Below are 14,537 nucleotides of genomic sequence, written 5' to 3'. Positions count from 1 at the left end.
ATTTCCTGGCGCGCCACTGCCCCGAGTCTCACTCCGGCTCGCTCTTGCGCTGATTCAGGATCACGTCCGCCAGCCTGGTCGCCGCCTGCGCGGCCGAGGCCGGCGGCGTGCTCTTGAAGCGTCCCAGCACTTCCCGCGTGATGTTCACCGACGCCACCCGGTGCTCGGCCTCGGCCCTGCGTTCGCCGATGGCGCTGTCCAGGGCCGCCAGTTCGCCGCCCTGCTCTTCGTGGCGCCGGGCCTCCAGCTCGGCCAGTTCGCGGCGTGCCTCGGCCATGCGCCGAGTGGCCTCGGCCGCCTTGCGCTGCATCTCGGCGTGGCGCTGGGCGTGCTCCAGCAGCGCGCGCTGGGCCTCGCGCTTCTCGACCGCCGCCTGCAGCGCGGCCTGTTCCGCCAGCTCGCGCTCGCGCGCCAGCCTGGCCTGCTCTTCCTCGGCCGCGGCGCGCGCCTGGGCCGCCTGGGCGGCCGCCTGCTCCGAGGCCAGCCGTGCGCCGGCGGCTTCGTTGGCGCGGGCGTCGGCTGCCGCCTGCAGGCGCTGCGCGGCCAGCTTGCGCTCGACCAGGGCCAGCGATTCGCGCGCCGCCTCGGCAGCCGCCCGCTCGTCCGCGATGGCCGCATCCTGCAAGGCCTGCTGGCGCTGCGCCAGCGCGGCGCGCTCGGCCTGCGCCTGCGCCAGTTCGGCGGCGCGCCGGGCCTGCGCCTGCTGGGCCGCGGCGGCGGCCTCGGCATGTTCGGCTTCCTCGATGGCGGCGCGGGCCTGGGCGCGCTGCGCTTCCAGGGCGGCTTGCTGGGCGCTTTCGGCACGGCGTTCGGCCTCGGCCTGCTCGCGCAGCTGCGCCGCCGCGGCCTGCGCCGCCTGGGCGCGGGCTTCGGCAGCCTGGGCCAGCTCGCGCTCGGCCTGCAGGCGTTCGTGCTCGCGCGCCAGCGCCGCCTGTTCGGCGGCGGCGCGGATGCGTTCGGCCTCGGCCAGGCCCTCGGCCTGCTCGGCGCGCAGGCGCGCGGCTTCCGCCGCTTCCTGCTGCGCCTCGGCCTGGCGGCGCAACGCCGCCAGCGCCGCCTCTTCCAGCGCATTTTCGTGGGCCCTGGCCTCGGCCGCCTGCGCCGCCAGGGCGGCGCGTTCGTCCGCCAGCGCGCGCTGGCGTTCCTGCTCGGCGGCCTCGCGCCGCGCCGCCTCGGCCGCCGCTTCGTCACTGGCGGCGCGCGCGCGCGCCTGCTCGGCGGCGACGGCCTCGGCGTCCAGGCGCAGCGCGACCTGCCGGCTGGCTTCTTCTTCGGCGTGGGCGCGTTCCTCGGCCACCTCGCGCAGCTTGCGGTCGGCCTCGATCCGGCCCTCGGTCGCCGCCAGGATCCGGGTTTCGGCCTCGCGCCGCGCCGCGGCGCCGGCGGCGGCCATCTGTTCCAGGCGCTCGCGGTGGGTGGCGGCGTCGCGCAGCTCTTTTTCGGTCTGCAGGCGCAGGCGCAGCGACTGGGCCGCGACCCGCTCGGACTCGGCCTGCGCCAGCGCGATCGCCTCGCGTTCCTGCTCGATGTGGGCCAGCGCGCGCGCTTCTTCCAGCGCCCGGGCCTCGGCCGCGGCGCGCGCGAAGCTGGCGGCCAGCGCCACCTGGTCGGCGCGCTCGCGCTGCTGGGTCAGTTCCAGGGCTTCGGCCTCGGCCTCGGCCAGCTTCTCGGCCGTCTGGCGGGCGGCGCGTTCGGCGCGCTCGCGCTCGCGCGCCAGGATCGCCACGCGCGCGTCGGCGCTGGCGTTGTGCAGCACTTCTTCCTTGGCCGCTTCCACCGCCGCCATGCGCTCGGCCGCCTGCAGGCGCGCCTGCTCGGTCTGCGCCAGCAATTCCTCGGCCGCGCGCGCGGCCTGGGCCGCCATCTCGGCCTGGGCCTCCACCTGGGCCGTGGCGCGGCGCCGCGCTTCTTCGTCGAGACGGGCGCGCGACTCGAGCGCCATGCGGGTTTCGGTCTCCTGCTGCACGCGGGCGCGCAGTTCGGCGGTTTCCTGGCGGATCGCTTCCAGGCGCTCGTTCGAGGCCTGGGCGGCGGCGCGCAGCGACTCCATGCGTTCGCGGTTGGCGGCAATCGCTTCTTCGGAGGCCTGGGCGCTGGCCAGCGCGGCGGCGGTGGCGGCCGCATCCATGGCGGCGCGCTCCTCGGCCAGCGAACGGGCGCGCGCCTCGGCGTGGGCGCGGCTCTCGGCGGCGACCTTGGCCTTGGCTTCGGCCTCGACCCGGGCGATGGCTTCGTGGATGTCGCGCATTTCCATGGGGCCGCGGCCGGCCGGCGCCGCTGGCGCCGCCGGTGCTTCCTGCGGCAGCACGCTTCCCGCCTGGGAAAGGTCGATCGTGAAATCGCTATCGTCGTTGTCGTGCTCGGGCTTGATGGGTTCCATGGTGTTCTCGAAGGCAGGCGGCGTCCCGCCGATTATCCGGCAAAGCGTGCGGACGCGTCACGCGGAACTGGACGGGGAATACCCGCCAATTCCGGTCATACGGGCCACAGCGGCGGCTCGTCCATCAGCGCCACCTGTTCGCGCAGCTCGAGGATTCGGTCTTGCCAGTAGCGCTGGGTGTTGAACCAGGGGAAAGCCGCCGGGAAGGCCGGGTCGTCCCAGCGCATCGCCAGCCAGGCAGAATAATGGATCAGGCGCAGGGTGCGCAGGGCCTCGACCAGGTACAGCTGGCGCGGGTGGAACTCGCAAAAGTCCTCGTAGCCGGCCAGCACGTCGGCCATCTGCCCCACCATCTCCTGGCGCTCGCCCGACAGCAGCATCCACAGGTCCTGTACCGCCGGCCCCATGCGGCTGTCGTCGAAATCGACGAAGTGCGGGCCGTCGGGCGTCCACAGCACGTTGCCGCCATGGCAATCGCCGTGCAGGCGCAGCAGCGGCAGTTCGCCGGCGCGCTCGTAGCAGCGCGCCACGCCGGCCAGCGCCTGCTCGACCACGCTGGCCCAGGTGGCGGCCAGCTCCGGCGGCACGAAGCCGTGGCTGCGCAGGTAGTCGAAGGGATCGCGCCCGAAGCTCTGCAGGTTGAGTTCGGGCCGGTGCGCGAACGGCCGCAGGGCGCCGACCGCATGGATGCGGCCGATGAAGCGCCCGATCCATTCGAGCGTAGCCGGATCGCCCAGCTCGGGCGCGCGGCCGCCGCGGCGCGGGAATACCGCGAAGCGGTAGCCGGCGAAGTCGTGCAGGCTGCGGCCGTCGATGACGGTGGCGGGCACCACGGGGATTTCGCGCTCGGCCAGTTCGGCCACGAAGGCGTGCTCCTCGAGGATGGCGACCTCGCTCCAGCGTTCGGGGCGGTAGAACTTGACGACCACCGGCGCGCCTTCTTCCAGGCCAACCTGGTAGACCCGGTTCTCGTAGCTGTTCAGCGCCAGCAGGCGGCCGTCGCCATACAGGCCGACGCTCTCGACGGCCTCCAGCACGGTTTGCGGATCGAGCCGGGCGAACGGATGGGGCTGCGCATTCTCCCCGTTGCTTGCTTCAGTAGACGGATATTCCATGCACGCATTGTACGCTCCGCGCAGCTTTTCTATGCTCTTCGCCCCCGCAGGCGTTACACTGGCGGCTTCCAACGAAAGAACAAGGCAACAAGCGCACCATGCATCTCGACGAACCCCTCAGCGACAAAGAATTCGACGAACTCGACCAGTTCCTGCTGTCCGACCGCTCCCCCGAGGACGCGATGACGATGGACACCCTGCACGGCTACCTGACCGCGATCGCGATCGGCCCGGAAACCATCATGCCGGCCGAGTGGCTGCCGCGCGTCTGGGGCGAGGACGGCAAGCAGGCGCCGAACTGGAAGAACCCCAAGGAAGAACAGCGCATCGTCAACCTGATCATGCGCTTCATGAACGAAGTCCTGATCACCTTCGAGGCCGCGCCCAAGGAATTCGAGCCGCTGTTCTGCGAGCACGAGATCGACGGCGAGGCCCTGATCGACGCCGAGGCCTGGTGCTGGGGCTTCTGGGAAGGCATGGAGCTGCGCCCGGGCTCCTGGGAGCAGGTCTGGGATTCCGAAGTGGCCGAACTGATGCGCCCGATCTACCTGCTCGGCGCCGACGAGATCGAGGAGTCCGAGCTGCAGGAAGTCGAGGACCCGCGCAAGGCGCACCAGCTGGCGCTGCAGATCGAAGCCAACATCCCGGCCATCTACCGCTACTGGCTGCCGCTGCGCAAGGGCGCGGTCGAGACCATCAAGCGCGAGGAGCCGAAGGTCGGCCGCAACGACGACTGCCCTTGCGGCAGCGGCAAGAAGTACAAGAAGTGCTGCGGGGCGGACGCCAACTGATCCGCTCGTTCGGCATCGGCACGGCCGCCTGGACGCGCGGCCGGCAAGCCGGCCACCCTACGCACATCGCTTTTATAGGGTGGGCAGGTTTCCTGCCCACGCGCTCGGCGCAAGCCTGAGCTGCCCGGCCGCCTCAGGCAGCCTCAAGCAGCCTCGAGCTTTTCCCCATCCAGTCCCGCCAGCAAGTCCCCCGGCCGCACCATCCCCACCAGCCGCCCGTCCCCGTCCACCACGAACACCTGCTGCGCCCCGTTGCGAAAGCGCGCCAGCAGCGTCGACACCGGCGCCTCGCGCTTGACCGCGACGAAATCGTCTTCCACCAGCCCGGCCACGGTCGGCACCGCGTCGCGCCCGAACAGCAGGGCCGTGGCCCGCTTGGCGCGCGCCGGCAGCGGGCGGCTGGCGTTGCCGCCCACCGCCACCAGCGACGCCATGCTGAGCACGCCGAGCGCGCGCCCGTCCGCATCCACCACCGGCAGCGCCGGCACGTCGTGGCGCAGCAGCAACGCGCGCGCCGCCGACAGCGGCATGTCGGGCGCGAGCAGGGCCGGCACCGGGTGCGCCAGCGCGCCGCACGTGCTCATGCCGGCGCGGCGCGCGGCCGCGCGTTCTTCGGTATCCGCCAGGATCGAGGCCAGGTCGTCGCGGCTGACGTCAAGCGTCTCGCCGTAGTTTTCCAGGGCCGCATCCAGGTCTTCGCGGGCAAAGCCGGCCTTCTCCTCGGGCGGACGGGCGGCCGGCTGCAGGTGCGGATAACGGTGCCCCGACAGCTTGTTCCAGACCACCGCGCCGAGCACCATCAGCACCGAATTCAGGCCCACCGGCGCCAGCACGAACCAGAAACCGGCATTGTGCACCGCCGCCCCGCCCATCACGGCGGTGACCGCCACCGCGCCGCCGGGCGGATGCAGGCAGCGCATGGAGGCCATCGCGGCGATCGCCAGGCCGCCCGCCAGTGGCGCCGCCACCAGCGGATCGGCCACCTGGGCGCAGGCCACGCCGACCAGCGCCGACACGATGTTGCCGCCGATGACAGGCCAGGGCTGGGCCAGCGGCGCGGCGGGCAGGCAGAACAGCAGCACGGCCGAGGCGGCCATCGGGGCGATCAGGAAGGGTAAGGAATGGACGGCGGCGGCGCCCAGCGCGGCGCGGCTGACCAGGGCGGTGGTCAGCAGCGCGACCAGCGCGCCGAGGGCGGCAGGCACCTGGCGGGTGAAGGATGTGGGTCCGGCCGGGCGCAGGCGACGCAGCCTTGCAAGAAACGTCGAGAACATGGATTTGATTTGCACAAATGGAACCCGCCATTACACCACAGCTTGCGACAACGCGTGATTCCCCACCCTGCGCAAGCATTCCATTATGCAATCATGTAGGATATGCAACGCCCTGCGGTGGACCCGCCGCAGCAACCCAACAACGAGGATCCGCGATGAACACCATCCAACAACGAACCCTGTCCACCCTGGCCGCCGCGGCGCTGGCCCTGTGCGTCGCCGCCCCTGCCCTGGCCGCCGCGCCGATGGCCAAGACCCAGGCGCCCGGCTGGTCGCGCATGATGCTGGGCCAGTATGAAGTCACCCCGCTGTCGGACGGCACGGTGGACCTGCCGGTCGACCAGCTGCTGGCCCAGGACGCCAGGAAGACCCAGGCCACCCTGGCCAAGGCCCACCTCAAACCCATGCTGGAAACCTCGGACAACGCCTACCTGATCAACACCGGCAACAAGCTGATCCTGATCGATACCGGCGCCGGCGCCTTCTTCGGCCCGACCCTGGGCAAGCTGGTGGCCAACATGAAGGCGGCCGGCTACACGCCGGACCAGGTCGACGAGATCTACCTCACCCACTTCCACGGCGACCACGCCGGCGGCCTGGTGAAGGATTCGGCCGCCGTCTTCGGCAAGGCGATCGTGCGCGCCAACAAGCTGGAGTCGGACCACTGGCTGAGCCAGGAAAACATGGACAAGGCCAAGGACAAGGACACGTTCAAGAGCGCCCAGGCCGCCCTCGGCCCCTACGTGAAGGCGGGCCGCTTCAAGCCCTTCGAAGGCAGCGCCGAGCTGGCGCCGGGCATCCGCGCCAACCCGACCGGCGGCCACACCCCGGGCCACACCAGCTACCTGGTGGAAAGCGGCGGCCAGAAGCTGCTCGTGATCGGCGACCTGATCCACGTGGCCGCGGTGCAGATGGAGAACCCGGCGGTGACGATCCAGTTCGACAGCGACCAGAAGGCGGCCGCAGCCACCCGCAAGAAGGAATTCGACGCCGCGGCCAGGAGCGGCACCATGATCGGCGGCGCCCACCTGCAGTTCCCGGGCCTGGGCTACCTGCGTAGCGAAGGCAAGGGCTACCGCTTCGTGCCGGTGAACTACACCCAGATGCGCTGATCCGGCGCGGGCGGGACGGCCAGGCAGCCGGCGTGGCCGGGCGGCGCCGCCAAGGGCCGGCGCCGGCAGCCTGCCACCCGCCGCGCGATCTCCGCATCCCACTCCACCAAGCCGATCCCGAGGCATTTGAGGCTGGCTTCGTGCGCGCTCCAGGCCTGCGCGAAGGCGGCCGGCCGGCGGGCAGGTGGCCGCGCCGCCAGCGCGGCGGCCGCTTCCGGTCCCAGGTAGTCGCGCGCCAGGTCCAGGCAGTCCGGCAGCGCCACGATGGGCGTCAGGTCGACCCCGACCGCTCCGTGCGGACGCCAGGCCGCGACCGAGAACCGGCCTTCATGGCTGATCGACAGGCCGACATGCAGCACCCCCTCGGCCCGCTGCAGCAGCGCGTAGGGCGGCGCACCGGCGCCGCCATGCAGGGCGATCCGGTCGGGCGCGAGGCCGCTCCAGGCGCCGAGTTCCTCGCGCAGCAGCGCGCGGATCGCCAGCCGCGCCGCCGCGCGTTCGTGCCGTTCCGGCCCGGCCACGCCCACCAGCAGCGCCCCGTGCTCGTCCGGCGCCGCGCCACGGCCGCCGCCCCATCCGATCCCGGACGCGGCGCTCATCGCTGCCGCGGCGCCGCCGGCAAGCCTTGCCAGCTGGAAGCGGACGGAATGTGCTCCCCCTTCATGACCAGGGTCAGCGGGCCGAGGCGGGCGTTATCGCCCACCCGGGCACTGTACAGGATCGCCGCGCGCGGGCCGACATAGACCTTGCTGCCGATGTGGACCTGGTCGATCTTCATGACGCGGTCCTCGAACAGGTGGGTCTGGGGACAGGACAGCGCATTCAGTTCGCTGTGGTCGCCGATCGTGACGCAATCGAACTCGGTGATGTCGGTGGTGTCGAGATAGACGCCGCGTCCGATCCGGCAGCCGAGCAGCGCGAACGCCGGCGGCAGCCAGGGCGTGCCGCGCAGGTAGCGCAGGAAGTTCGGCACCGCGATGCCTTCGAACAGGTTGGTGACCGCTTCGGACAGCCAGACGAACGGCGTCCACATCGGCGCCGCGCGCCGGCGGTAGCGTCCTATCAGCAGCCATTTCAGGGCAAGCACGAACAGGTAGCTGCCGATGCCGTAGGCCAGTCCGATCAGCGCCAGGTCGACCACCACCTCGCCCCAGCGCCCGACGGCCGCCACCGGCATCAGGTCGAGCACGACGGTATACCCGACCGCGATCACCAGCGCATGCGGCGCGGCGATGCGGAAGGCTTCGATCGCCGCGCGGCACAGGCGGCGCAGCGGCGAAGGCCGGTAGGTCAGGTGCTCGGGGTAGCCGGCGCCCTGCTCGCGCGCGGGCAGGTGCAGCGCCGGCGAGCCCAGCCAGGTATCGCCGGGCGCCATGCGCCCGTTCGGCGGCGCATGCGTGTGCACGCCGACCAGCACCCCTTCGGGCAGCACGGTGCCGTCGGGGATGTAGCTGCCGTTGCCGACGAAGCTGCGATGCGCCACCACGGTGGGCGCCATCGTCATCCAGCCGCCTTCGATCCGCTCGTCGCCCAGCATTACCGCGTCGGCAATGAAGGTTTCGTCGCCCAGGGTGAGCATGTCGGGCACCACGCCGAGCGCGGTCGAGATCTCGGCGTCGCGCCCTACCCTGGCGCCCAGCAGGCGATACCAGGCCGGCGCGAACACCGTGGCGTAGATGCCGTGCAGGACGTTCAGGCTGGATTCCTGAATATGGCTGACCAGCCACTTGCGGCAATAAGTATTGCTGTGCACCGCCCAGCGTCCGGGACGGATGCGCGGCAGGAAGGTCCAGCGCACCGCGGCCGACACCAGCACCGTCAGCAGCACCAGCACCGCGCTTGCCGGCAGCGCCAGCAGGAAATAGCGGGCCAGCTGGCCGTAGGCCGATCCTTCCTGCGCCAGCAGCCCGATCCCGCGTTCGTCGAACCAGTCGATCAGCGCGAAGCTCGGGAATACCGGCATGAAGAACAGGGTCGCGACCAGCATGATGCCCGCGACGAAGAAGATGCCTTCGCCGAGCAGGCGCGCCGGGCCGGCCAGCGGACGCGGCGACAGTTCGGCGGCGTCGACCGCCCCGACCTCGCGCGCCGGAGAACCGCCCCATGCGCGCCCGGCCGGCACCGCGGCGCCGTCGCCCAGGGCCGACTGCCCTTCCAGGCGGGCGCCCGGGCCGATCCCGGTGTTGCCTTCCATAAGCGCGTAGGACGACACGGTGGCGCCCGCGCCGACCGCGATGCGCCCCAGCAGCAGGCGGCCGCGCTCGACCCGCGCGTTCTCGAAGTTGACCGCGTTGCCGATGCTGGCGCCGTCGCCGACGTCGAGCAGCTCGGGCACGCGCACGGTGAGCGAGCCGATCACGACATCGCTGCCGATGCTTGCGCCCAGCAGGCGCAGCCACCACGGATACAGCGAGGAACCGGCCAGCAGGTAGGCGGGCGCCGCCGCCACCACCCGGTCCGCCAGCCACCAACGGAAATACGTCCCTCCCCACAGGGGGTAGGACCCGGGTTCAAGGCGTCCGGCCACCAGGCGCTTGACGCCGGCCGCGACCACGAAGCCCAGAAAGGTCACCAGCAGGAACATGCCGGCAGCGGCGGCAATGGCGCGCGCCACCGAATCGCCCGGGTCGCCGGTCAGGAAGTGATAGGTGAAGAACGGCGCCAGCCACTGCACCATGTTCAGCACGACCAGCAGCGGCAACACCGCCAGCTGGGCCAGGCCGCACAGCCAGCGCCGCGCCGCCGGCGCCGGCGCCCAGTCGGCTTCGGCCGGGGCGGCGGCCACTGCCTGGTCGAGGCTGGCCGCGATCGCGCCCAGCCGGCGGTTCTGGTAGATGTCGCGCACCGTGACCGCGGCAAAGCGCGGGTCGGCCCGCAGGGCGGTGGCCAGGCGCGCCGCAAACAGCGAGTGGCCGCCGATGTCGGAAAAGAAATCCAGCTCGCGGCGCAAGGGCTGTCCCGGGAACAGCTGCGCCAGCGCCGCGAACAGCGCTTCCTCGCCGGGCGTGTCGGGATGGTCGGCCTCGCCCGGCGCGGCGGCGGGCGGCAGCGGCAAGGGCCGCGCCTTGAGGGCCTTGCGGTCGATCTTGCCGGAGACCAGGCGCGGCATCTCGTCCAGGACCACGAAGCGGCCCGGCACCATATAGGGCGGCATGCGCGCGGCCAGGGCCTGGCGCAAGGCGGCCGACTCCGGCATGCCGGCGCCGGCGCTCGCGACCAGGTAGGCGACCAGGCGATCGACACCCTCGTCGCGGCGCAGCAGCACCGCCGTGGTGCCGACCCCGGGCTGCTGCGCCAGCACCGCTTCGATCTCGCCCAGCTCCACGCGGAAGCCGCGAATCTTCACCTGGTCGTCGGTGCGGCCGAGGCACACCACCTGCCCATCCGCCTCGATGCGCGCCAGGTCGCCGGTGCGGTAGAGCCGCGCGTCGTCGGCGCCGCCGGCCCAGGGATTGGCGACGAATTTCTCGGCCGTCAAGTCGGGCCGGCCGAGGTAGCCGGCCGACAGGCCCGGCCCGGTCAGGCACAGTTCCCCGGTCTGGCCGCGCGGCAGCAGTTCCAGGCGGCCGTCGTCCGCGCCCGCCGCGATCACCAGCATCCCGTAGTTGGGCAAGGGGGTGCCGATCGTGATCGCGCGCCCGGGCTCGAGCCGGGCCAGGCTGGCCGACACCGTGGCTTCGGTCGGGCCGTAGGTATTGAACATGGTCCGCCCCGGACGGGAGAAGCGTTCCACGACCGATTCCGGGCACATCTCGCCGCCCAGGTTGATGATGCGCAGGCCCGGCACGTCGTGGGCGAACAGGGCCAGCAGGGTCGGCACCGCATGCAGCACCGTGACGCCGTTCTCGGCCAGCAGCTGCGGCAGCACCTCCGGATCGCCCGCGGCATCGCGCGGACCGAGCCAGAGCGTGGCGCCGACCAGGTAGGATATCCAGATCTCTTCGAACGACATGTCGAAGGCCACCGAGAAGCCCTGGTAGACACGATCCTGCGCCCGTACGCCGAGCACCGCGTTTTCGCTGCGCAGGAAATGACAGATGCTGCGCTGGCTGATCACGATGCCCTTGGGCTTGCCGGTCGAGCCGGAGGTATAGATCACGTAGGCCGGCGCCGAGTTGGCCACGCGCCCGCGTTGCAGCGGCGTATAGCCGGGGGCCGGCGGCGCCAGCAGGCGCTCGGCCAGGTGCACCGGCCGCGCCATCGGCTGCATGCGCGCCGCCATCGCCTCGCTGCTGACCAGGGCGGGCGCCCCGGCGTCTTCCATGCAGACCAGCAAGCGCTCGAACGGGGTGTCTTCATCGACCGGCAGCCAGGCGGCGCCGGTCTTGGCAATGGCCGCCTGCATGACCAGCAGGTCGATCCCGCGTGGCATCCAGAGGCCGACGATGTCGCCGGCCTGGATGCCAGCCTCCAGCAGGCGCGACGCCGCCAGCCCGGCCAGTTCGTCCAGCTCGCGGTAGCTCAGCCGGCGCGCGCCTTCGATCAGGGCTGGCTGGTCGGGGGCGCGTCGCGCGCTCGCTTCGAGCAGGTCGGCCAGGATTTCATCGCGCAACAATTCAGGCTGTTGTGGACCGTAAAGAATATCGGCGCGTGTCGCCTTGGCAGAAAGTGTATCCATTGCATGCTCGGGTCTGGCAGTAGAACGAACGATACCCGATCCGCCGCTTTCCCGATACGGCCCTGTTGTCAGGCGGCACCAGCAGCCAGGCCGGCAGCCGCGCCGACGCCCTCCAGCAGGCGCTCCAGCGCGTCGATGTCGACCGGCTTGACCAGGTGGTGCTGGAAGCCGGCCGCGAAAGCCTGGTCGCGGTCCTGCTGCTGCCCGTAGCCGGTGACGGCCACCAGCACCGCGGCGGCGGTTTCGGGCTGGGCGCGCAGGCGCCGCGCCAGTTCGCGGCCGTCCATGCCGGGCAGGCCGATGTCGAGCAGGCAGACGTCCGGCGCCACGCTGCGCGCGCGTTCCAGCGCCCGCACGGGTTCGTGCTCGACCACCACCTCGTGGCCGCAGGCCGCCAGCAGCAGGCCGAGGGTCTCGGCCGCATCCACGTTGTCGTCCACCACCAGGATCTTCAGCGCCGCGGCCCGTACCGCGGCAGCGGCCGGCTCGGCCAGCCCGGCCGCCCCGGCCGCCCCGGCCGCTGCGGCCGACTCGGGCGGCTGCGCCGGCGCGGCGCCCTGCGCCAGCGGCAGGGTGATGACGAAGGTGCTGCCCTTGCCCGGGCCCGGGCTCGAGCAGCCGACCGTGCCGCCGTGCAGCTCGACCAGGTTGCGCACCAGCGCCAGGCCCAGCCCCAGCCCGCCCTGCGAGCGGTCGGACGAGCGCTCGGCCTGGGTGAACAGGTCGAACACGCGCTTGGTGAGTTCGCGGTCCATGCCGATGCCCTGGTCGCGCACGCCGATGACCAGCGCGTGCTTGCCGCCGCCGGCGCGCACCTCGGCGCGCAGGTCGATGGCGCCGGCGTCGGACGTGTACTTGGTGGCGTTGCCCAGCACATTGGCCACCACCTGCACCAGGCGCGCCTTGTCGCCTTCCACCTGCGCCCATGAGGGCGGCAGGTGCAGCGACAAGGCCTGGCGCCGCGCGTCGATCGCCGGGCGCACCTGCTCCACCGCCTCCTGCACCACCGCACGCATGGCGACCGGGGCGCGTTCCAGCGTGATCAGGCCGCGCGTGACCCGCGAGACGTCCAGCAGGTCATCCACCAGGCGCGTCATGTGACGCACCTGGCGCCCGATGATGTTGCTGCTCTGGCGCACCCGCGCTTCGTCGAGGGTGCCGATGCGCAGCAGCTCGGCGGCGGCGCTGATCGGCGCCAGCGGGTTGCGCAGTTCGTGCGCCAGCATGGCCAGGAACTCGTCCTTGCGGCGGTCGGCCTCCATCAGCCTTTCCTCGGCCAGCTTGCGGTCGGTGATGTCGCGGAAAAAGGAAGCGATGCTGCCGTCCTGCATCGGGTAGGCGCGCACCTCGGTCCAGACGCGCTCGCCGTCGGGGAAGGTGTGCGAATAGACGGCGGCCGACGCGACCCGGGTGCGCATCACCTCGCGGTACATGCGGCCGGCATCCATGTCGACCGTGTGCGGGAACACTTCCCAGTGGTTACGGCCGACGATCTCCTGCGCCGTGGCCCGGCACAGGCGCAGGCCCTCGGCGTTCATCTCGACGATGTTCCAGTTCGCGTCGAACACGGCGAAGCCCTCGGCGATGGTGTCGAAAATGTGCCGGCTGCGGTCGCGCTCGGCGCGCAGCTCGGCCTGGGCGCGCGCGGTCTCGGCCGCGGCCCAGGTGCGCTCGGCGACGTCGCGCGCCAGCTGCACGTCGTCCTCGCTCCAGTGGCGCGCCAGCGGGCAGTCGATTCCCAGGCAGGCCGTCAGGCGGCCCAGTTTCACCAGCGGCACCACCAGCATCGCCCCGATCCCGTCGGCCACGTAGGCGCTGCGGTAGCCCAGGGTGCGCACGTCGTGCGCGCTGTCGTGGATGCGCACCACGTCGCCGGCGCGCAGGGCGGCGCCGACGGCGGGCCCGAATTCGTCGAGCCGGAAGTCGGGCTTGAGGTTCAGCCGCGCGCGGGCGCGGCCGTCGCGCGCCCACCAGTGGGGCACCGAGAAGCGTCCGCTCGCCTCGACCATTTCGGCATACACCACCCGGCCGGCGTGCAGCTCGCCGCCCAGCAGCGCACAGGCGGTGGCGATCACCTCCTCGCTCGAGGCCAGCGGCCGCAGCGCGTCCGAGACGGTGAGCTCGAAGGCGGCGCGGCGCTCGGACGCGACCCGGCGCGTGGTTTCCATCACGGTGCAGAACAGGCCGGCCACCTGGCCGTCGTCGCCGATCAGGGGCGCATGCGAGAAGGTGAAGGTGGCGCGCTCCGGATAGCCGCGCCGGTTCACCGTCATCGGCATGTCCTCGAAGTAGACCTGCTTGCCCGACAGGGCGCGGTCGATCAGCGGCACCATGTCCGTCCAGACTTCGGCCCACAGCTCGCAGAAACGTTCGCCCAGCGCGCGCCCGTGCTTCTGGCCGAGCAGCGGCGCGTAGGCGTCGTTATAGAGGAAGGTCAGGTCCGGGCCCCATGCCAGGAACATCGGAAAGGCCGAGTGCAGCATCATCTCGACCGCCGTGCGCAGGGATGGCGGCCATTGTCCGGGCGGCCCGAGCGGGGTCTGGCTCCAGTCGTGGCGGCGGATGCACATGCGCATCCCGCCATCGCCAGCGTCGAATCCGGTATGCGAAGGGGTGGACATGGGCCGATTGTCGCACAGCTTATATTGCCTGGCGTGCATTTTTATGGCGCTGTCATCGTTGACTATGGATGATCCCGATCGCAATGCGTAACAATTGCGCGGCAGAGGTGATCCGGTTACCGTCGAGCGCCCAGTGCCAGCCCAGGTAGTTGGACAGGTAGCGCGAGGCCACGCCGCGAAAGCGGCTCAACCACTGGCGAAAGCGGCTGTGGTAGGCGTTCACATTCTGGACGTGGATCGCGCCGGCGGCGCTTCGGCGTACCCGTACCCCGGCGCGCAGGTCGACCGCCTGGTGCGCAATGCCGTGCTGGCGGGCGAAGGCCCGGTAAGCGGCGTGCCCGTCGCTGACCAGGAGTACTTGCCGGTCGAGCCTGGGCAGCAGGTGGCGCGCCAGGTGCGCCGCCGTCAGCGCGCCGCGTCCGACCACGGCATCGATGGTTTGCCCGCCGCGGTCGCGCGCCACCAGGATGCAGTCGAGCTCGCGCGAAATCCCGCGCTTGCCGGCGCGTCCGCCGCGCTTGCGCGCCGGGCGGTCCAGCTTTTTCGCGCCTTTTTGCGACTCCAGCAGGAACATCTCGTCGGCCTCGGCAATGCCATTGAGCAGTTGCGGACGGTCATGCTTGGCG

Annotated in this window: 9 protein-coding genes; 2 read left to right on the top strand and 7 right to left on the bottom strand. The window is 71.7% G+C overall.

The features are described 5' to 3' along the window. Positions 1-28: 28 nt before the first annotated feature. Entirely contained in the window at positions 29-2,380 is a 2,352-nt protein-coding gene (locus tag AB3347_RS00045) for a hypothetical protein (protein ID WP_369089728.1), read from the bottom strand. A 95-nt stretch (positions 2,381-2,475) separates the two neighbouring features. Then, positions 2,476-3,495 (bottom strand): serine/threonine protein kinase, encoded by a 1,020-nt coding sequence (locus AB3347_RS00040; protein WP_369089727.1) that lies wholly within the window; start codon positions 3,493-3,495, stop codon positions 2,476-2,478. A gap of 98 nt (positions 3,496-3,593) precedes the next feature. On the opposite strand from AB3347_RS00040, the gene AB3347_RS00035 reads away from it, so the two are divergent. Next, on the top strand, positions 3,594-4,286 hold the full coding sequence (locus tag AB3347_RS00035; protein ID WP_369089726.1) for a UPF0149 family protein: 693 nt from the start codon (positions 3,594-3,596) through the stop codon (positions 4,284-4,286). Positions 4,287-4,429: 143 nt separating this feature from the next. On the opposite strand, the gene AB3347_RS00030 is transcribed toward AB3347_RS00035, so the two are convergent. Then, a complete protein-coding gene (locus tag AB3347_RS00030; RefSeq protein ID WP_369089725.1) occupies positions 4,430-5,560 on the bottom strand; it encodes an HPP family protein in 1,131 nt (376 codons plus the stop codon). 155 nt (positions 5,561-5,715) lie between these two features. Between AB3347_RS00030 and AB3347_RS00025 the strand changes: the two genes are divergently transcribed. Further along, positions 5,716-6,672 (top strand): MBL fold metallo-hydrolase, encoded by a 957-nt coding sequence (locus AB3347_RS00025; protein WP_369089724.1) that lies wholly within the window; start codon positions 5,716-5,718, stop codon positions 6,670-6,672. Here the strand turns inward: AB3347_RS00025 and AB3347_RS00020 are convergent. From AB3347_RS00020 to AB3347_RS00005, 4 genes are all read right to left on the bottom strand, one after another. Further along, entirely contained in the window at positions 6,654-7,271 is a 618-nt protein-coding gene (locus AB3347_RS00020) for a 4'-phosphopantetheinyl transferase superfamily protein (RefSeq protein ID WP_369089723.1), read from the bottom strand. The two genes, AB3347_RS00025 and AB3347_RS00020, sit on opposite strands and share 19 nt — an antisense overlap. Beyond that, the gene (locus AB3347_RS00015; protein WP_369089722.1) at positions 7,268-11,290 is read right to left on the bottom strand and encodes a Pls/PosA family non-ribosomal peptide synthetase; all 4,023 of its coding nucleotides are present in this window, start codon (positions 11,288-11,290) and stop codon (positions 7,268-7,270) included. The genes AB3347_RS00020 and AB3347_RS00015 overlap by 4 nt, the downstream gene beginning before the upstream one ends. 68 nt (positions 11,291-11,358) lie before the next feature. Next, a complete protein-coding gene (locus AB3347_RS00010) occupies positions 11,359-13,911 on the bottom strand; it encodes an ATP-binding protein (RefSeq protein WP_369089721.1) in 2,553 nt (850 codons plus the stop codon). Positions 13,912-13,963: 52 nt separating this feature from the next. Next, positions 13,964-14,537, bottom strand: a 574-nt coding sequence (locus AB3347_RS00005; RefSeq protein ID WP_369089720.1) for an IS1595 family transposase, incomplete at its 5' end; no start/stop codon positions are given.

Origin of the sequence: Massilia sp. X63, from assembly GCF_041023745.1 — a bacterium.
In the GTDB taxonomy this organism is placed as follows: domain Bacteria; phylum Pseudomonadota; class Gammaproteobacteria; order Burkholderiales; family Burkholderiaceae_D; genus Telluria.
This window is presented reverse-complemented; position numbering and strand designations above follow the sequence as displayed.